Source organism: Paenarthrobacter sp. NPDC089988 (assembly GCF_044748465.1).
In the GTDB taxonomy this organism is placed as follows: Bacteria; Actinomycetota; Actinomycetes; order Actinomycetales; family Micrococcaceae; genus Arthrobacter.
The window spans coordinates 516,307-533,015 of sequence record NZ_JBIVGD010000001.1 but is presented as its reverse complement, the minus strand read 5'-3'; the positions used below and the strand labels follow the sequence as shown (position 1 = coordinate 533,015).

27 protein-coding genes are annotated in these 16,709 nt (G+C 63.3%); all 27 read left to right on the top strand.

The features are described 5' to 3' along the window. Window positions 1-85 precede the first annotated feature (85 nt). Complete coding sequence (locus ACIPV6_RS02555; protein ID WP_400269387.1) at window positions 86-514, top strand: ASCH domain-containing protein; 429 nt, start codon at window positions 86-88, stop codon at window positions 512-514. Further along, window positions 490-1,074, top strand: coding sequence for a hypothetical protein (locus ACIPV6_RS02550; RefSeq protein ID WP_400269386.1), 585 nt, complete (start codon window positions 490-492; stop codon window positions 1,072-1,074). Before ACIPV6_RS02555 ends, ACIPV6_RS02550 begins: the two co-directional genes overlap by 25 nt. Further along, on the top strand, window positions 1,074-1,499 hold the full coding sequence (locus ACIPV6_RS02545) for a hypothetical protein (RefSeq protein ID WP_400269385.1): 426 nt from the start codon (window positions 1,074-1,076) through the stop codon (window positions 1,497-1,499). The genes ACIPV6_RS02550 and ACIPV6_RS02545 overlap by 1 nt, the downstream gene beginning before the upstream one ends. Then, the gene (locus ACIPV6_RS02540) at window positions 1,496-1,912 is read left to right on the top strand and encodes a hypothetical protein (RefSeq protein ID WP_400269384.1); all 417 of its coding nucleotides are present in this window, start codon (window positions 1,496-1,498) and stop codon (window positions 1,910-1,912) included. Before ACIPV6_RS02545 ends, ACIPV6_RS02540 begins: the two co-directional genes overlap by 4 nt. Beyond that, on the top strand, window positions 1,909-2,253 hold the full coding sequence (locus tag ACIPV6_RS02535; RefSeq protein ID WP_400269383.1) for a hypothetical protein: 345 nt from the start codon (window positions 1,909-1,911) through the stop codon (window positions 2,251-2,253). The genes ACIPV6_RS02540 and ACIPV6_RS02535 overlap by 4 nt, the downstream gene beginning before the upstream one ends. Then, window positions 2,250-2,570 (top strand): hypothetical protein, encoded by a 321-nt coding sequence (locus ACIPV6_RS02530; RefSeq protein ID WP_400269382.1) that lies wholly within the window; start codon window positions 2,250-2,252, stop codon window positions 2,568-2,570. Before ACIPV6_RS02535 ends, ACIPV6_RS02530 begins: the two co-directional genes overlap by 4 nt. A 140-nt stretch (window positions 2,571-2,710) precedes the next feature. After that, on the top strand, window positions 2,711-2,920 hold the full coding sequence (locus ACIPV6_RS02525) for a hypothetical protein (RefSeq protein WP_400269381.1): 210 nt from the start codon (window positions 2,711-2,713) through the stop codon (window positions 2,918-2,920). A 192-nt stretch (window positions 2,921-3,112) separates the two neighbouring features. After that, window positions 3,113-4,150, top strand: a complete 1,038-nt coding sequence (locus tag ACIPV6_RS02520) for an HNH endonuclease (protein WP_400269380.1) — start codon at window positions 3,113-3,115, stop codon at window positions 4,148-4,150. A 2-nt stretch (window positions 4,151-4,152) separates the two neighbouring features. Next, window positions 4,153-4,485, top strand: a complete 333-nt coding sequence (locus ACIPV6_RS02515; RefSeq protein WP_400269379.1) for a VRR-NUC domain-containing protein — start codon at window positions 4,153-4,155, stop codon at window positions 4,483-4,485. Next, window positions 4,482-5,258, top strand: a complete 777-nt coding sequence (locus ACIPV6_RS02510) for a hypothetical protein (protein ID WP_400269378.1) — start codon at window positions 4,482-4,484, stop codon at window positions 5,256-5,258. Before ACIPV6_RS02515 ends, ACIPV6_RS02510 begins: the two co-directional genes overlap by 4 nt. A 129-nt stretch (window positions 5,259-5,387) precedes the next feature. Then, entirely contained in the window at window positions 5,388-5,675 is a 288-nt protein-coding gene (locus tag ACIPV6_RS02505; RefSeq protein ID WP_400269377.1) for a hypothetical protein, read from the top strand. A gap of 2 nt (window positions 5,676-5,677) precedes the next feature. Further along, window positions 5,678-6,109, top strand: coding sequence for a hypothetical protein (locus ACIPV6_RS02500; RefSeq protein ID WP_400269376.1), 432 nt, complete (start codon window positions 5,678-5,680; stop codon window positions 6,107-6,109). A 150-nt stretch (window positions 6,110-6,259) separates the two neighbouring features. Next, entirely contained in the window at window positions 6,260-6,757 is a 498-nt protein-coding gene (locus tag ACIPV6_RS02495; RefSeq protein WP_400269375.1) for a hypothetical protein, read from the top strand. 1 nt (window position 6,758) lies between these two features. After that, on the top strand, window positions 6,759-7,157 hold the full coding sequence (locus ACIPV6_RS02490) for a hypothetical protein (protein ID WP_400269374.1): 399 nt from the start codon (window positions 6,759-6,761) through the stop codon (window positions 7,155-7,157). After that, window positions 7,154-7,819 carry a P27 family phage terminase small subunit gene (locus ACIPV6_RS02485; protein ID WP_400269373.1) on the top strand — a complete coding sequence of 222 codons (666 nt, stop codon included), beginning with the start codon at window positions 7,154-7,156 and terminating at the stop codon, window positions 7,817-7,819. Before ACIPV6_RS02490 ends, ACIPV6_RS02485 begins: the two co-directional genes overlap by 4 nt. Beyond that, a complete protein-coding gene (locus ACIPV6_RS02480; RefSeq protein WP_400269372.1) occupies window positions 7,773-9,599 on the top strand; it encodes a hypothetical protein in 1,827 nt (608 codons plus the stop codon). Before ACIPV6_RS02485 ends, ACIPV6_RS02480 begins: the two co-directional genes overlap by 47 nt. A gap of 18 nt (window positions 9,600-9,617) precedes the next feature. Next, a complete protein-coding gene (locus tag ACIPV6_RS02475) occupies window positions 9,618-10,934 on the top strand; it encodes a hypothetical protein (protein ID WP_400269371.1) in 1,317 nt (438 codons plus the stop codon). Beyond that, window positions 10,931-12,205, top strand: coding sequence for a head maturation protease, ClpP-related (locus ACIPV6_RS02470; RefSeq protein ID WP_400269370.1), 1,275 nt, complete (start codon window positions 10,931-10,933; stop codon window positions 12,203-12,205). Before ACIPV6_RS02475 ends, ACIPV6_RS02470 begins: the two co-directional genes overlap by 4 nt. 2 nt (window positions 12,206-12,207) lie before the next feature. After that, entirely contained in the window at window positions 12,208-12,567 is a 360-nt protein-coding gene (locus ACIPV6_RS02465) for a capsid cement protein (protein WP_400269369.1), read from the top strand. A 16-nt stretch (window positions 12,568-12,583) separates the two neighbouring features. Continuing rightward, window positions 12,584-13,492 (top strand): hypothetical protein, encoded by a 909-nt coding sequence (locus tag ACIPV6_RS02460; RefSeq protein WP_400269368.1) that lies wholly within the window; start codon window positions 12,584-12,586, stop codon window positions 13,490-13,492. A 3-nt stretch (window positions 13,493-13,495) separates the two neighbouring features. Continuing rightward, a complete protein-coding gene (locus ACIPV6_RS02455; RefSeq protein WP_400269367.1) occupies window positions 13,496-13,843 on the top strand; it encodes a hypothetical protein in 348 nt (115 codons plus the stop codon). A gap of 14 nt (window positions 13,844-13,857) precedes the next feature. Then, a complete protein-coding gene (locus ACIPV6_RS02450; protein ID WP_400269366.1) occupies window positions 13,858-14,289 on the top strand; it encodes a Gp19/Gp15/Gp42 family protein in 432 nt (143 codons plus the stop codon). After that, window positions 14,268-14,639, top strand: coding sequence for a hypothetical protein (locus ACIPV6_RS02445; protein ID WP_400269365.1), 372 nt, complete (start codon window positions 14,268-14,270; stop codon window positions 14,637-14,639). Before ACIPV6_RS02450 ends, ACIPV6_RS02445 begins: the two co-directional genes overlap by 22 nt. Then, window positions 14,639-14,920, top strand: a complete 282-nt coding sequence (locus tag ACIPV6_RS02440; RefSeq protein ID WP_400269364.1) for an HK97 gp10 family phage protein — start codon at window positions 14,639-14,641, stop codon at window positions 14,918-14,920. Before ACIPV6_RS02445 ends, ACIPV6_RS02440 begins: the two co-directional genes overlap by 1 nt. Continuing rightward, a complete protein-coding gene (locus ACIPV6_RS02435; protein WP_400269363.1) occupies window positions 14,913-15,338 on the top strand; it encodes a hypothetical protein in 426 nt (141 codons plus the stop codon). The genes ACIPV6_RS02440 and ACIPV6_RS02435 overlap by 8 nt, the downstream gene beginning before the upstream one ends. A gap of 66 nt (window positions 15,339-15,404) precedes the next feature. Further along, window positions 15,405-16,235 carry an IPT/TIG domain-containing protein gene (locus tag ACIPV6_RS02430; protein ID WP_400269362.1) on the top strand — a complete coding sequence of 277 codons (831 nt, stop codon included), beginning with the start codon at window positions 15,405-15,407 and terminating at the stop codon, window positions 16,233-16,235. A 94-nt stretch (window positions 16,236-16,329) separates the two neighbouring features. Beyond that, a complete protein-coding gene (locus ACIPV6_RS02425) occupies window positions 16,330-16,641 on the top strand; it encodes a hypothetical protein (protein WP_071416610.1) in 312 nt (103 codons plus the stop codon). The last annotated feature ends 68 nt before the right edge of the window (window positions 16,642-16,709 follow it).

Here is a 16,709-nt window from a genome sequence, read left to right as displayed (position 1 = left end):
CGCAGCTGCTCAGCCGCCCTCAGAAGGTCGCCACCTGCGACGCCTGTAAGAAGGCGCTCAACGGCCAGGACGAGTGTGATTGCTCATGACCGTCGCTATCGAACCACCGCGGCTGAAGGCCCTCACGGTCAAGAACCCGTGGGCGTGGGCGATCATCAACGCCGGCAAGGACGTAGAGAACCGCTCGCAGCCCACCAGCCACCGGGGAACGCTCTACATCCACGTAGCCAAGCGCGACGACGAAGCGGGCCACGAGCACGAGGCCATCCGCCGCGCCCGGGCCGAAGCTCCACAGGCAATCAGGAACCACCTGCAGCTGCAGGGCTACGTCCTCGGAACCGTGGAAGTCGTTGGCTGCCACTACTCCACGGACTGCAAGACCAAGGACAGCTATTGCTCCGAATGGGCACGCCCGGGCTTCTATCACTGGGAGCTGCGGGAGCCTCGGCCCCTCGCCTGCCCGTTCCCGGAGGTCGGCAAGCTCAACATTTGGAACCTGGCGGCGACGTCGTGACCGCCGCGGACGTGCCGCCAAAGGATGAGACGCCCGTCCTGACAGCGAAGCTCGCCCAGCTGCTCAACGATCACCCCGACTTCTACGCCCAGATCTTTCCACCCACAAAGGACAAGAAAATGACCCTTGAAAGACTCTCCGACCACGAACTCACCGTCTGCGTCGAAACCGCAGCTGAGGGCGTCGTCAACTCCCGCGCCGGCCACACTGGCGGCCCAACCTGGGACAAACTCACCCCGGCCCAGAAGAACACCATCCGCGAACAAGCCCTTCCATTCATCTTCCACGGAACAAAGGCGCTCGCCGATCTGGGCTTCTGGAAGAACCCGACGATCACCACCGTGGACGAGCTGCAGAACCTCTACGACTGCGACCGCAACGTTGTCGTCATGGATGACGAGGGCCTGATCCTGCAGAACCTTGCCGATGGATGGAAGTCCCCAGGCAACGACGGCTACCTGTCCTCGGCCCGGGCCTTCCGTCTGTTTGGGCCGACGTTCCGGGTGCTGCTCTACGGCGAAGACCAAAGCATCACCACGGCGGAGAAGGAGGCCGTCTGATGAACCGCCTGGATGCTATGGCAGGCACATACGCGGACCTGCACGGCCGCACTCGCTCGACCCCCATCGACTACATGGACTCCGAGAAGCTGCTGGCAGCCGCGGACACAGCGGACGTGGCCGCGAAGGTCTACCGGATCGGTTTGGACGATGACTCCTTGAGCCGCGCCGCAGAGCGTTCCTGGGACGCCCTCCCTAAGCACGATATGACACGCACCTGGTCTCGTTTGGAGGAACGCGAAAAGGCGATCTGGTTGGAGAACGTCCGGAATGTCCTCACCGGTGCTGCTGCAGCCGCGACTGCCAGCTGTGACTGCCTGCTGGTCGGGTGCCACCATAAGCCAGCTCTCACCGAGGAGGCCAATCAGCGACTTTCTGCGACGAAGCTGGCCCAACAGCTCGCTACGACCGGGAGCCTCCGATGAGCAGTGTGACTGAAGCTCTCCACCAGTCCCACGCGGCGAACGGCATCAAACGACCAGGCTGCAAGCTCTGCAGAACTGACGCCGTCCACTACGTCGAGCTGACGGCCGCCGAACCTGACCTGCACGGGAATCGGGACGCCCCGGCGCTGAAGTTTGAGTGCCGGGGAGACTCGACCTCCGAATGCCACCAGTACCCCAACAACTGCGGGTGCGAGAGCTGGCCCTGCGGTCACCCCTACGTCTCGCACGCAAAGTGCTGGATGCAGGACTGGTTCGACGGCGACAGCGCCAGCTACGAAGGCGAAGACGGAGACTACATGACGCCGGGAGGCCTGCCGAAGGACGTAACCAGGGCAGGTCCGATCACAACGAGCTGGGAAGAAGAATACGTGGCATGGGAGTGGACCGAATGAATACTGGGTCGCACCACGCCGCCGCCCAGGTGGATTTGATCCGAATGCTAACCGAAAGCCGCGAACTTCCGGGCGTGGTTAGGTTGCCTCGCTTCGCCATGAACATGCTGCTGGACAGGATCGCCGAACTGACCCCTCGCTCGGTCACCACAGTGGAAGAACTCGACGCGCTGCCGGCTGGGTCAGTGGTGATGTCGGAAGCCGGGCTGACGTGGGCAAAGGATTCATACTTGGATGATCCGGAGTTTCCTTTCTGGGTCACGCCGGGAGAGTCGCGCCAGCACAATGCGCACCGCGTTTCCCTGCCAGCAAAGGTCCTGCATGAGGGGGTGCGCGCGTGAGCCGGGAGCAGATGAAGGCCCGCCTCGAAGCGGCCACCCCCGGGCCATGGAAGGCCGACTCCTACGAGGTCATCGCCAGTCCATTCCTCTTGATCGTGGCGGACGTCGATCTACATATGACCAATGAGCAAGGCTCAAAGAACGCAACGTTCATCGCTCACGCTCCCGCGGACCTTGCCAAGCTGCACGCTGCACTGGACGCCGTAGAAACCCAGTGCGCCGCGACTGACCTTGAGACCAGCGAGGCCCTGCAAGCAGACCTCGTGGCCCGCATCCAGGCGGCCATCCGTGACGCGCTAGGAAACGACCCGGGGTGATTCGCTGCCCTGACTGCTGGCACTACCACGGAGCCGCGGGCGACCAATGGCCGTCTTGTGGCGGCATCTACTACTCAGAAACAGGCGGCGCTCGCCGGTGCGCTTGCACCGGCCCGGGCGTTGAAGAACAGGAATGAAAGATGAGCGATCAATTCAACCGGCGGTCAACGCCGCTGATCCAAGTGACCAGGGACGCGGAAAACCCGAAGGCGGGTGTGACGCTGGCCGAACTGGGCCAATTCATCCAAGAGGCCGACCGCGCAGGCATCGATCCGCGCACTCCCGTGCTGGTCCGTGTGGGCTTCGGTTCACAGATCAAGCAGCTCAAGACCGGCGGCCGCACTCGATGAGCAAGCGCCAACGGCGGGCCGACGACGTCATCAAGTACGCGGAGACCGTGCTCGGCCTAGAGCTGCGTCCATGGCAGCGCACATTCCTGCGCGCTGCCATGGACGGCCGGCCCCTGGTCATCGCTTACCGCCGGCCATACACCTACACACCCGCGCCGAGAATGGCGCCAGCAACGAAAGAAGGTCTATCCAGTGCCATGGCTGAAAGAGGGCGACGCGGCGGCGAATCACCCCATCGTTCTCACGGCCTTGGAAATGGACGACGCCGATGACCGGATCCTCAACGAATGCTTCGGCTTCGTCAACCGCTGCGCCACCCAGTCAGCCGCCTATGAGAAGGACTACATCATCACAGTCGGCACCGCCCGACAGATGGCCGGATCAATCGCCCGCTACCACGCACTGATCAAGGCAGCGAAGTTCTGCGGTTATCTGACCGACACAACGATCATGGTTGACGGCGAGGAACGCCAGGCGTTCAAGCTCGTCGAAGACAATGACCTGTTCCATATGATCCTCAAGGACGAAAGAGCCTGGACCAACCAGAGAAAGAAGGACTCCCGCGACGTCAAACTCACCACAGCCGTCAGGAAGCGCGACGGTGACGCCTGCAGATACTGCGGCAAAACCGTCAATTGGAACGACCGCGTATCCGGGCGAGCAGCCACCTACGACCACATCAACCCCGGCAAGGCCGCGACCGTAGACACCTACGTCGTCTGCTGCAAAGAGTGCAACGGCAAACGAAGCGATGACCCAGACAGCACCTGGTCAACCTTCCCGGCCCCAACGCAGCCCCTCTACGGACCCGAAACCGTAGAGTTCCTTGCCAACCATGACATCACCGTCGAACCCAGCTACACCCGCAACACCAAGACCCCTGCGCTCGCCAACGGCCAGCAGCTGGCAGAGGATACGCCCGCCGTCGAACTCCCCCAGGGTGACGTTCCGGCTGAGGACAAGGCAACGGCAATCACCGGCCCGTCCAGCGACTCTGACACTGCCCCGGGCCACGCGCAGCACGCGGCAACGGACACACCGGCCGCCGACCAGCCTGATCGACCTAGGCCAGGGACAGGTCAGAGGTCTCCCGGACCAAGCCATGTCGGGACGGGACGGGACGGGTCGGGGCGGGCAGGTACAGGAAGGGGCGGGAGCCCAGAGCACACCTCCCCTCCCAAGAGATCCAGAAACAAGAGAAGACGCCCCCGTGACCGAGGACGGAACTGAACATGCCTACCAAACGACTTTCATCTCACAACTCACCCTCAGAAGACGACTTCCAAGGATCTGTCCTAGACCTTGCCCAGTACCTCAGTTACGAACTTCGCTACCACAACCCGGATAGCCGGCGTTCTCAGGCTGGCTTCCCGGATCTCGTCCTTGGCAGCCTGTCCAGGAGGCGTGTCCTCTTCCGGGAGCTGAAGACCTCCACGGGTCGGGTGCGCCCTGCCCAGGTCCTCTGCATGAAGATCCTCGAATTGGCCGGCCTCGATGTCGGCGTGTGGCGTCCCGAGGATCTGCAAAGCGGCCGAATCCAACGAGAACTGAGAGGGGACAAATGACCACCTGCACGACGGAGGATTGCACCCGGCAGACTGCGCTCTACCTGTGCACTGATTGCATCGTGGAGTTGGATTCGCTGCTCGCCGATGTTGGTCCGCTGCTGCAGTTCATCGGCGGGGCCATCGATCAGACCGCTGTGACCAGGAGCCCGGGCGCAAGCGGTGGCGGAGGAGGTGTCGCGAAGTCCCGGCCTGCGATGAACGTGGATGCCTACCTGCTGAGGGCATGGCTTCACCAGCTCCCGGCCCGGGCCTATGAAGAGGCGGCCGACAACCCGAAAGCTGGCGAGATCCTGTACATGGCGCGGGACTGGGTCAGCAAAGCCCGCGACTTGGTGTGGGGGCCGGAAGACTCCCGCGTCTACGGCCGCTGCGAAGAACCACTTGCCCTGACACTAGATGAGGCCATGGACGCTGAGGAAGGAGCCCCGTCAACGAAGCCATGCACCGGACGGCTGGTTGCCCATCCGGATGACATCACGGTCAAGTGCCCTGAGTGCAAAGCCGTCCACAACGTCAGCGACATCATGGACAAGCTGAGACACAAGGTAAGAGGGGAACCGATGCCACCGGCAGGAGTGCGCGAGCTACTCCGGGCAAAGGCGAAAGCGATCATCACCAAGAAGGACATCGAGAACTGGGTTAGTCGCGGGAAGCTGGCCTACGTTCTCGACCATGTCAGCAGCATCAGCAGAGACCGGAAGATGTACTACCCAGGGGACGTGCTCAAGGTGTTCGAAGACATGCGGGCACGCAGTAGAGCGTTGATGTGATTTTGTAGCTCAGAATGTAGTACCCTCAAAACGAGGGGATAGCTGTCCCCAAAGCTTTGGATGAAGGCCTCGACGGATTACCGTCGGGGCCTTTGTCGTGTCCGAGGTGGTGACGCTGGCGTGAACGGCATGAGCATCCCCGCCTGGTCAGGACGTCGAGCTGGCGAGGCGCTTCTCAAGGTCAAGGCCGAGGGTCGCCGGAAGGGCAAGCCATGTTGCATCTGCAAGCAAGGCATCGACTACTCGCTGACCTACCCGCATGAGCAGTCTTGCAGCGTGCAGCACGTGAAGTCACGGAAGCTGTACCCGCATCTGACATGGGAGCCCAGCAACTGGGAACCCGCTCACCTCTCCTGCAACAAGGCAGCTGGCCCGGGTGAAGACCTCGGCATGGGCGTCACATCCGAGGACTGGTAACCGTGGCCCGGACAGTCGTTCTGCTGTGTGGCCCACCAGGTGCCGGCAAGACCATGGCAGCCAGGCAGTCAGGCTTGGAGGTCTTCGACCGCGACGACCCACAGTGGTCGAGTGAGAAGCAGTTCACCGAGGCACTCGCCGCACTCAGCTCGGATCGACGGGCTCAAGCTGTGGTCATCAGGACCGGGGCCACGTCAGCGGCCCGGGCCAAGGCCGCGCAACTGGTCGCTGCCACTCACGTCTACCTACTGACCGCTGAGCAGAACGAGCTGGCCCATCGCATCAGGCAACGAGACCGGGCCGACAAGGTCAACACCCTTGTTGGTGTCAGGACTTGGTTCGAGCGATTCGACCGTGCCGACGGCGTCAGAGACTTCCCCGGCTGGTCCGGGATCCATGAACCGGACCTCGGTGTGGTGTCCGACGACTGGTAGGCCCCAAAAAATCCAGCCCGCCGCCACCCCGGACACTCCCCGCCTGCACCTCCCTCTCCCCCCGGGGTCGCGCCGCATGGATTTGGCCCGGAATCGTTGAATTGGCGGGGAAAACGGACCCATCATCTTACCCGAAAGGCTGGTTCAAACGTGGCAATTGTCGAAGATGAGAAAAGCGCTACTTCCACCTCGGAACCGCTCAGCCAGCGCGTGGCCAGGATGATCGGACCTGCCTTGGAGATCGATCCGCCATCGCCAGAGTTCGCTGCCGGGCTGGCCGACTCAAAGCGGCGGATGGCAATGCACTTCTTTCCCGCGGACATCCCGGAGCATGTGATCATCGGGGCGCGGCAAGAAGGTAAGACTCGGTTGGCTTTGAAGTGGCTGGACGACGCCCCGGAGGGCGTGACTCGTGTCTTGATCGTCAAAGATGGCAATCAGGCTGAGCATCTCAACATGGGGCGTGGACGCCCACGCCGAGACGCCAGCATCATCGGCTACCGGACCCTGATCAACCAGGGCGCTCGCAAGGGTGTTGAGTACGGCATCGACGAGACGGATCAGATCCTTGCGGACCTTCTCGGTCTGAGGTCATCGCTGCGGCTGGTGACCGTCTGCCACGCCGACACGTGGCAGTCAGAGCCGTAGAATGCATGACCGCCAGACCTTCAGGGAAGCTCACGAAGGCGGCGAATCGATCCGAGGCATCAGCCGGGGCCGCGGGGCGTCACGGAACGCTGTCCGCCGGGCGCTACGCCCGGGAGCGAGGGATAGCTACTATCGGCCCTCGGCTTCCGAGGACGCCGAACCGGCCGTAAGGGACGTTCTGGCGGACTACCCAGCAATGAGCGTCACGGACATCGCCCTGCTGATCGACTGGCGCAAGTCCCGACGGCAACTGTCAGACCTGGTGGCCCGACTGCGGCCCCGGACCGTCTCCGAATGGCCTGCCATTGAGGCCCGCCCGTTGCACTCGATCACCATCGGCCGCCTGTCCACGAAGCCGCTCGACGTCGGCAAGATGAAGATCGGGGAGTTGAACCTATGACCAAGCGCAAACCTTCCGACACCCTTGAAGCGGTCGAGGCCCCCGACCACCTGCCCAAACCCGTCGCGGACGTGTGGCGCGAAATCGTGGCCAGCAATGACCTCGTGGGAAAGGTTGACCGGGTCGCACTGGAAACCTACTGCACCCTGACCGCTCGCCTACGCGAAGCCCGCGTCCGGATCGAAGACGAAGGCATGGTTGTCACCGACACCCGGGGCAAGGTCATCCCCCATCCAGCGCTCGCCGTCGAACGGTCCACGGCCGAGCAGATCCGAGTGTGGGGCGACCGGTTTGCCCCTCTTGTAAAGCCGACCAGGAAGAGCGGCTATATCGCCGACGCGACCGCGCGGACCATCACTGAGGCCAAGCACCTGCACGGGGCGCGCTTCGCCGGTCCTGTCGCTGCGCTGAAGACTCTGGCCTGGATGATCGACGAAGCCCAGCGGGACAGCATGGAGGCCCTTCAGAAGGCCATGACCACGACGGTTCCCCAGTATCTGAAAGCCTGCGCCGAGCTGCAGGTAACACCGGCCTCGATCCCGGGTGTCGGAGTTCCCGCCGCTGCACCTGCAGAGGGCGATGCGCCGGCCGATGAATCTAAGCCGGAGGGTGCGAGTGTCACAGACTTCCAAGCTCGCGCCAGGGCACGCCGCTCCGGTTAGTGGACCTAACGCGGTTGACCCGGGCGACTGCTACCGCCAGGTCTGCCACGTTCCGGAACCGGATCAGACCGGGGTCAAGAAGCCTAAGATCTACGGCTACGCCGAGCCCCGTATCTGCACCCCGCCGCTGCGGGCGCTGACACCGGACACGACGCTTGGCTATGACGTCATCGACTTCGCACGCGACGTCCTGGGCGTGGATCTGTATCCGTGGCAGAAGGTGCTGCTGTGCCGGATGCTGGAGCTGCTCCCGGATGGCTCGCTGAGGTTCCGGACGGCCGTTGTGCTGATCGCACGGCAGAACGGCAAGAGCACGCTGTCACAGGTGCTGGCGCTGTGGTTCATGATCGTTTGGGGCTGGCCCCTGGTCATGGGCACCGCGCAGGATCTCGAAACCGCTGAGGAAGTCTGGCAGGGTGCCGTAGACCTCGTGGAGGAGGACGAGAACCTCTCCAAGCTCCTCAAGCGAGTAGTGAAGGTCAACGGCAAAAAGGCTCTTGAGCTAAAGCCGCAGGACGCAGACAACAAGACGGGCAAGAAGACCGGCCCTAGGTACAAGGTCAAGGCAGCCAACCGGCGGGCAGGCCGTGGTTTCACCGGCAACCTGATCATGCTCGATGAGCTGCGCGAGCATCAGAACTGGGAAGCTTGGGGCGCGATCACCAAGACGACCATGGCGCAGGCCGAGGCGCTGATCCTTGCGCTGTCCAATGCCGGCGATATGACCTCCATTGTCCTGAAGTACCTCCGGAAGATGGCGCACGAGGCCATCGGGGATCCGGACGGCATCTGTGAAGAAATCGGAGCTTCCGGGCCGACGGCGCTCGACGTCGCTGATCTGGTTGAGGGCGACCTTGACGACATCGACGATGACGAGCTGGCCGAGTTCGAACAGGACGAAGACACCCTTGGCCTCTGGGAGTGGTCCATGGCCCCCGGGACGGACAAGCGCGACCGTAAGGGCTGGGCGCAGGCGAATCCCTCGCTGAACTGGAATCCGGGCTTCACCGAGCGCACCATCGCCGCAGCCTGCCGCACGGATCCCGAATGGGTCTTCCGCACTGAGGTCGGCTGCCAATGGTCGGAGGGCACCTTGACGGGGCCGTTCCCGCCAGGTGCGTGGGACAAGGGCAAGAACGTCCTGGTCAACCGTGAAGACGGAACGGTGGGCGTTGCCGACGAGGACCGGATCATGCCGGGCTCCCCAGTGTGGGCGGGCGTGGATCAGTCGCACGACCGGTCCATGACCTACATCGCCTTTGGCGGCTTCAGGGCCGATGGGAAGTATCAGGTCGAAGTCGTGACCGCCCGACCTGGCTCGGACTGGGTCAAGGAATGGCTGATGGACGACAGGCGCCGGGGCAGGATCAAGGCGGTTGCCGGCCAGTCCAGAGGAGCGCCGATCTCCCCGCTGATGGAGGATCTGGCGGCCGATGAAGAGTTCACCATCCCGGTTGTTGAGTGGTCAGGAAGCGACCTCACGAGCGGCTGGGCCGATGTCTTTGACGCCGTCCGCGATGAGACGGTCAGGCACAACCCACAGCCGGTTCTGGACACCGCGGCGGCCGTTGCGGTCCTTAAGGTCTTCAGTGGCGGCGCTGCCCTTCCGGACCGCAATGCCTCTCCGGCGGAGATCGCCCCGCTGATGGCTTTCATCGCGGCCAAGTGGCTGATGAGCCGCCGGGTGATCGAGCCGCCACCGCCGCCGCCGCCACCAGCTGCGGTGACGACCGAGGAAACGACCTACGTCGAAGACAACGTGGCCCTCGTGGGCTTTTGATGAAAGGAGTACGCCTTGGTGAAGTGGTTCAAATCGGCAAGCTCACGCAAGAACAAAGCCGAACCTGTCACAGCGGCTCCCGTCACGGAAGTTGGCTACGCTACGTCAGCCAGTGAGTGGTGGTCTGATCTGGACGTAGAGGAAACGCCCGAGCTGCGGTGGCCTCACAATGTCGAGGTTTATGACCGGATGCGCCGGCAAGACGCCCAGATCACGTCGGTTTTGCGGGCCATGACCCTGCCTATCCGCCGCACCAAGTGGCGGATCGATCCGAACGGTTGCCGCCCCGAGGTCGCCCAAAGGGTTGCCGACGATCTTGGCCTTCCGCTGGTCGGAGCCGAAAACAGTCCGGTGATCCGGACCCGTGATCGCTTCTCCTGGTCGGAGCATTTGCGGCTCGCCCTGCTGATGCTCCCCTTCGGTCACTCGGTCTTCGAGCAGCAGTACCGCATCGACGAAGCCGGCAAAGCCCGACTTCGGAAGCTGGCCTGGCGCCCGCCCAAGACGCTTTCCCGCATCGATGTGGCACCGGATGGCGGGCTGGTGGCCATTCATCAGCACAACGCCAAAGAGCCCATGGGCGTGGAGCGGCTGGTTGTTTACGTCAACGACCGGGAGGGCGGCAACTGGCTCGGCCAGTCCATCCTGCGGCCCGCGTACAAGAATTGGCTGCTGAAGGATCGGGCGCTGCGCGTTCAGGCGCAGACGCTGGACCGGCAAGGCATGGGCGTCCCGTTCTATAAGGCGTCCAAGCTCCCGGATTCTGTCACCGGAGAGGACAGGGTTGCGCGGGAGAACAAGGAAATCGAAGCGGGCCTGAAGCTCGCCAAGGGTATCCGCTCCGGCGACAACTCCGGCGGCGCTGCACCTAACGGGGCCGATCTGGAACTGAAGGGCGTCACCGGCACGTTGCCGGATGCTGACGTACCGATCCGCTATTACGACGAACAGATCGCCAGGGCCGTGCTCGCGCACTTCCTGAACCTCGGCACCGAGACGGGTTCTTGGGCGCTGGGATCGACCTTCGCGGACTTCTTCACTCTCTCGCTGCAGACACTCGCGATGCAGATCGCCGACACCGCCACTCAGCACATCATCGAAGACATCGTGGATGTCAACTGGGGAGCCAACGAACCGGCCCCCAAGTTGGTCTTCGAAGAAATCGGCTCCCGGCACGCTCCCACGGCAGAGGCGATCAAGATGCTCATCGACTGCGGGGCGATCAAGGCCGACCAGAAGCTGGACGACTTCCTGCGCACGGTCTATGGCCTGCCCGGTTTCGATGAAGCCACCGCACGGGAGCCACTCCCCCGAACAGCAACGGAGACAACATGACACTTCAAATGCTCAAGCCCTCCGCAGCGTCGGGGCCTTGGTACCGGATGGAAGCCTCTACCGAGACCGACACGGCAGACCTCTACATCTACGAGATGATCGACAGCTGGTGGGGCGTGAGTGCGTCCCGCTTCGTCCGCGAGCTGTCCGAACTGGACGTGTCCACGATCAACCTCTACGTCAACTCCCCCGGCGGTTCGGTCTATGACGGCGTCGCCATTATGAACGCCCTTCGCCGGCACAAGGCCACTGTTGTGGCCACGGTTGACGGGCTCGCCGCCTCGGCGGCATCGTTCATTATTCAGGCGGCCGACGAGGTGGTCATGGGCCAAGGTTCGGAGCTGATGATCCATGAGGCGTGGTCCTTCGCCTACGGCAATGCCGAAACGTTGCAGAAGGTAGCAGGGGACCTTGACCGGATCTCCGGGACCATCGCCGGGATCTACGCCGAGCGAGCTGGCGGCACCGTAGATGAATGGCGCGAGGCCATGAAAGCAGAGACCTGGTACACGGCCGATGAAGCCGTTACCGCCGGGCTCGCTGACCGCGTCGCCAAGATCGCCAAGAAACCCGAAACCGAGGACGCCAGCAACCGCTTCGACCTCTCCATCTTTGCCCACGCCGGACGCCAAAACGCACCGGCACCGGCAGTCAACAGCCACCGCGAACGCCGCCCCCAGCTCAGCCTGGTCAACGGCTCAGCGCTCGCAGCGGCGGCCCACATGGTCGAGAAGACCATCCAGAAACCTCCGGCCGAGCCGAAGGACACCATCACCCCCGAAGAGAAAGGAACCGGCACTATGTCGGCAAAACTGAACCAGGGGCTTCGTGAACGGCTCGGCATCCGGGCTGACACGGAACTCGACGAAGACCAGCTGCTCGAAGCCTTGGATGAGGTACTCGAAGAGCAGGAGACCGAAGAGGCCCCGGCGGCCGCGGCAGCCGCCCACGCGCCGGGAACGGTCGTGCTGGACGCAGCACAGTACCAGGAGCTGCGCAACGCCGCTGATGATGGCCGTCTGGCCCGTCAGCAGCAGCTGGCGGACGAACGCAACGCGCTCGTCAACGCAGCCGTGCAGGACGGCCGCATCCCCCCGGCCCGCCGTGATCACTGGCTCAACTCCCTTGAGGCGGATCCGGGCATGGCTGACACCCTCGCCTCCCTTGAGCCGGGTCTGGTCCCGGTAAACACGGTGGGCTACACGGGCGGCGTGGAGGACTCCACGGACGAAGCCCGCGCCTACGACCACATCTTCCCGAAGGAGTCCTGATTATGGGTCAGTACCTGCCCCTTTTCCGCCCAGGCCAGACCGTGACCTTCGGAGTCACTACCGCCGTCACCGGCGGTCACCCGGTCGAGGTCGGAGCCTCTGACCGCTCCGTGGCTCCTGCGGGAGCTGCCTCCACCAAGGTCGTCGGCGTCGCCGGCCATGACGCCGCCGTCGGCGACAAGGTAACCGTCGAGGTGAACAAGACGGTCCACCTGCTCACCGCTTCCGGGGCCGTCACCCGAGGCCAGCGGCTGGAAATAGCCGGCGCGGGCAAGGTCCGCACCTTGGCAGCAGGCACGGCGTACTACATCGCGCTCACATCGGCCGCTGACGGCGCTGCCGTTGAGGCTCTCGAACTCTAGAAGGGAAGGTAGCTAGATGAGGACTTACCCCCTCACCCCAAGCCAGGTATCGCAGGCGACTGCGACCGAGCTGATCGCATTTACCCAGAGCCCCACGCAGCTGGCCCGCCGCCTTGGTGAAATCCTGACGGCTCAGCAGTTCCTCGGGCTGTTCCTGCTGCAGGGACGATACGACATCCAGGGCGGGGCCATCGCGGTTCCGGTGAACGAGAAGATCCGCACCGACCGTGGCGCGGAAAAGGTCGCGCCGGGAGCCGAGTACAAGCTCACACCGCTGAGCGCCGAGCAGTACGAGATCTACACCGCTCAGAAGGACGGCATTGCCACCGAAATCACCGATGAGGAAATTGGTCGCAGCCTGCGCCGCCCCATCGATGAGGCCATGCTGTTCCTGCAGACGGAGCTGGTCTTCAGTGCCAACGAGCTGGCTCTCGGCGTCATCATGTCCGCCATCACCCAGACGCTCACCGCTGGAGCAGCTTGGACGAACGGCAAGCAGATCCTCAAGGACGCGCTCCGTGTGCAGGCTGCTGCACGCCGGCTGAAGCTGGGCTACTCCCTGGACACCGTGGTGTTGAACGGCGAACAGCACGCCGAGGTTATCCCTGAGCTGCTGGACGTTCTCCCTGACAACGACAACACCGCGGTCACAGGCGCCTTCCCCACCATCGGAGGCCTGACCTGGGTCGCCAGTGATGACGACGAGTTCTCCGATCCGCTCTTTGTTGACCGCCGCCGCCTTGGTGGCATTGGCCGGGAGAAGATCCCTTCGCCAGAGTACCGCCCGGTGGGTGGTGACACTGGCGTGGAGATCGCGTCCTTCCGTGAGAAGTCGGACAAGACCCGCATTCAGGCACGTAACCCGCATGTGCCTGTCGTAGTGAACCCGCTCGCCGGGTTCCACCTGACCGGAACGGGGGCCTAAGCAATGGCTGGAACCAAAGCAACGTACAAGGCCAAGGCCCCGGTTGTGAAAGTGTCTGTCGGTCCCGCTGACGGCAACCGGATCGCCCGCTTCGTGGACCGTGGGGACATCATTCCCGACGGCGTTGAGCAAGACCTCCTGGACAAGCTTGAGGAGCTGGGCCGCATCGAGAAGGTCAAGGCCGCCCCCGCGGAAGAGTCGGACGCCGACAAGGAGGCCGCCGCGAAAGCCGCGGCCGATGCCAAGGCAGCCGCTGACGCGAAAGCCGCGGCCGACGCGAAGGCAGCCGCTGACGCGAAAGCCGCAGCGGACGCCAAGACAGCAGCTGGCAAGGCAGCAGCAACCAAGTAGAGGGGGTGAGCGTCATGGCCGAAGATCTGGCTGAGCTTTCGACGCTGGAAAAGGCGTGGCGCTCACTCACCGCTACAGAACGGCCACGGGCGGAGTATTACCTGGGGATGGCCTCGCGGGCTGTCCGACGGCGTTGGCCGGACGTCGATCAGCGGATCGCCAACCCCGATGACAAACTGAATGCTGACGACGTCGCCGACATCGTGGTGCAAATGGTGCTCAGCGCTGTAGACGGCCCACCTGTCCGTGGCGCCAAGTCCTTCTCCGAATCCGTCGGCCCTATGTCGCGCTCAGCGACGCTACAAGCTGGCAGTACAAACCCCGCGAACATCGAAGACTGGATGGTGGAAGTCATCGAAGGGCGAAGTACCGTCCTTCCGCAGTTCCACGCCCCACCATCGGGCAGATACGAGAACCTCTTCGAATGGCCGGAAGGCAAGAACTGATGTTTCCGCTACCGAACGGAGAAACCGTCCAGCGAGAGCGCGCCGCGCTCGCCGAAGATCCCTTCTCGGGAGAACAAACCGTTCGCGAATGGTCAGACCCGGACACTATTGACCTCGTCGGTGTCGCCATCGCCCCGTCTAGCAGCAATGAATCGCTGGCTTCGGATCGGAACACGGTCACGACATCGATGAGCCTCTATGGTCCGCCAGGAATCGACGTACTTCCTTTCGATCGCATCCGCGCCCGCTCGGGCTTATGGGAGGTCGAAGGTGAAGTCGCCGATTGGAAGAACGCCTTTACGGGCTGGAATCCAGGCGTGGAGTTCCGAGTGAAGAAGGTGGTGGGCTGATGGCAGGCATCGAGTACAACGACGCCTTCTTTGAACGGCTGGGCAAGTCTGCCGAGGTCACAGACCTTTGCTCCAATGTCGCCAACGAGGTCGCCTCAGCAGCTCGCGCAACCGCTCCTCGAGACACGAACGATTATGCCGACGGCATCAGCGTTGAGGTTGTGGAGCGGGGCCGCCGCAATGTCGCCTTGGTGGTAGCCAAGGATTCGAAGTCCTTGCTTACTGAATCCAAAACCGGGAACCTCGCCAGGGCCCTGAATCAGGTGAAGAAGGGTGGGTAGCCGGGTCCTGTTCACAGATCTGGAACTGTACCTGACCGGCCGGATCCGCGCCGAGCTGGCCGCCATCGGTACCCCGATCACTCAAAACGTGTTCGTCAGTAACCAGTTCCCGAACCCTGCCAGGCCCAAGACCGTGGTTGTCCGGGACGACAGCGGCCCCCGAACCTCGATCATCACCAAGGAACCGAGCGTCGGAATCACCGTACTGGCCGGCGAGGACCCCACCCAAGGCCAACAAGCCACCGAGCTCGCCAACGTCGTCTTCATGATCGTTGCCGACTGCGCGGGCACGGAACCTGAGAATCCTGTTGCCAGGGTTCTCAACGCCACCGGCCCCTACAAGGTCACTGAGGAATCAGGGCAGCCCCGCCGGTACATGACCTTCGACCTGGCCGTTGTCGGCACTCCCTACCCCTAAGCACTACCCAAACCAATCAACCAGCCATTCACGCCTGTGGATGGTTTTTCTATTTGGAGGCAAATAATGGCTGCTGATGAACTCGGCAACGATGTTTCTGCCGTTGGTGTACCGGTAACCGGTCACATCGGCTTCGCACCTGAAGGCACTGCCGGGCCGACGCCCGCCGCGGGCGCTTCCCGTTCCTTCGTCCTTGACCCGGATTACAAGGTGCCCGGTCTTCTGACTGAGGACGGCGGTTTCGAGTGGACCCTGGAGCCGGACGGCGATCCCATCGTGTTCTGGCAGGACGGATACTCCCTGCCCACCGGCATCGCGACCGCCGAGCTGGTCCTGAAACTGGCCCAGACCGATGAGATTGTCCGTTCCATCACCCGTGGCAAGACCGCCGATGAGAACGGCTACATGACCGTCGACGCCGGCGGCCACGCCGTGCAGTACTCCGTGTTCACGGAGGAAATCTTCAAGAACGGCGTGATCCGCCGCCGCTGGGCACCGAAGGTCAGCATCAAGACCGTCAAGGAAGACAAGAACGAGCGCGGCAACGTCCTCGGCTACGAAGTCACCCTGACCATCCACCGCTCCCCGCTGGTGAACAACGAACACTTCGGTGAGTGGCTGATCCCCGCCCTGGCGTCCATCACGGCCGCCAGCATCACCGCGGTGAAGGGCACCCCTGACCCAGCCGGCACGGGCGAGCTGGTGACCATCACCGGCACCGGCTTCGCGACCACCACGGCAGTCACCATCGGCGGCACGGCCGTGTCCGACTTCGATGTGGTGTCCAACACCGAACTGACCGCGGTTCTCCCCGCCGGCGCGGCTGGCGCGGCCAACGTCGTCGTCACCAACTCGGTGGGCGCCTCGGCGGCGTTCCCCTACACCCGCGACTCCTAGTCGCCCCTCTACCTGTGGTCCTGCGCTCCGTGATGGGTGGGCGCAGGGCCACAGCACCAACCCATCACCACCCATCGGATAGTGAGAGCACATCATGACTACCCGCAAAGCAGCAGCCGAGAAGCCACGCTTCCTCGTGGTCGAGGACAAGCTTGTTTGCCAGACCACCGAGGGCGAAATCGCTCTCCCGCTGCGCTTCAAGACCAAGCTCCTGCGCCAGTTCGGCAGCCTCGATCAGATGGACGCGTTCTTCCTGATCGTGGATGAAATCGGCGGCCCCGAAACGGTGGCAACGATCGATGAGCTGGACATCATGGAGACCACCGAAATCATGGTCGAGTTCTTCAAGGTGTTCGAGGACAAGGTGCAGGCCACCATGGGGGAATTGCAGCGCTCCTTGAAGTAATCGAGGAGCACCGCCCCGCACTGACCTACGACTTCCGCCACCGCTTCCACATCTCCCTGGCCGACGTC

Coding starts and splice junctions, on each gene's coding strand:
- ACIPV6_RS02555 (WP_400269387.1), top strand. CDS start 86: ATGACCGTCGCTATCGAACCACCGCGGCTGAAGGCCCTCACGGTCAAG.
- ACIPV6_RS02545 (WP_400269385.1), top strand. CDS start 1,074: ATGAACCGCCTGGATGCTATGGCAGGCACATACGCGGACCTGCACGGC.
- ACIPV6_RS02540 (WP_400269384.1), top strand. CDS start 1,496: ATGAGCAGTGTGACTGAAGCTCTCCACCAGTCCCACGCGGCGAACGGC.
- ACIPV6_RS02535 (WP_400269383.1), top strand. CDS start 1,909: ATGAATACTGGGTCGCACCACGCCGCCGCCCAGGTGGATTTGATCCGA.
- ACIPV6_RS02525 (WP_400269381.1), top strand. CDS start 2,711: ATGAGCGATCAATTCAACCGGCGGTCAACGCCGCTGATCCAAGTGACC.
- ACIPV6_RS02515 (WP_400269379.1), top strand. CDS start 4,153: ATGCCTACCAAACGACTTTCATCTCACAACTCACCCTCAGAAGACGAC.
- ACIPV6_RS02510 (WP_400269378.1), top strand. CDS start 4,482: ATGACCACCTGCACGACGGAGGATTGCACCCGGCAGACTGCGCTCTAC.
- ACIPV6_RS02505 (WP_400269377.1), top strand. CDS start 5,388: ATGAGCATCCCCGCCTGGTCAGGACGTCGAGCTGGCGAGGCGCTTCTC.
- ACIPV6_RS02490 (WP_400269374.1), top strand. CDS start 6,759: ATGCATGACCGCCAGACCTTCAGGGAAGCTCACGAAGGCGGCGAATCG.
- ACIPV6_RS02485 (WP_400269373.1), top strand. CDS start 7,154: ATGACCAAGCGCAAACCTTCCGACACCCTTGAAGCGGTCGAGGCCCCC.
- ACIPV6_RS02470 (WP_400269370.1), top strand. CDS start 10,931: ATGACACTTCAAATGCTCAAGCCCTCCGCAGCGTCGGGGCCTTGGTAC.
- ACIPV6_RS02465 (WP_400269369.1), top strand. CDS start 12,208: ATGGGTCAGTACCTGCCCCTTTTCCGCCCAGGCCAGACCGTGACCTTC.
- ACIPV6_RS02460 (WP_400269368.1), top strand. CDS start 12,584: ATGAGGACTTACCCCCTCACCCCAAGCCAGGTATCGCAGGCGACTGCG.
- ACIPV6_RS02455 (WP_400269367.1), top strand. CDS start 13,496: ATGGCTGGAACCAAAGCAACGTACAAGGCCAAGGCCCCGGTTGTGAAA.
- ACIPV6_RS02450 (WP_400269366.1), top strand. CDS start 13,858: ATGGCCGAAGATCTGGCTGAGCTTTCGACGCTGGAAAAGGCGTGGCGC.
- ACIPV6_RS02445 (WP_400269365.1), top strand. CDS start 14,268: ATGGCCGGAAGGCAAGAACTGATGTTTCCGCTACCGAACGGAGAAACC.
- ACIPV6_RS02440 (WP_400269364.1), top strand. CDS start 14,639: ATGGCAGGCATCGAGTACAACGACGCCTTCTTTGAACGGCTGGGCAAG.
- ACIPV6_RS02430 (WP_400269362.1), top strand. CDS start 15,405: ATGGCTGCTGATGAACTCGGCAACGATGTTTCTGCCGTTGGTGTACCG.
- ACIPV6_RS02425 (WP_071416610.1), top strand. CDS start 16,330: ATGACTACCCGCAAAGCAGCAGCCGAGAAGCCACGCTTCCTCGTGGTC.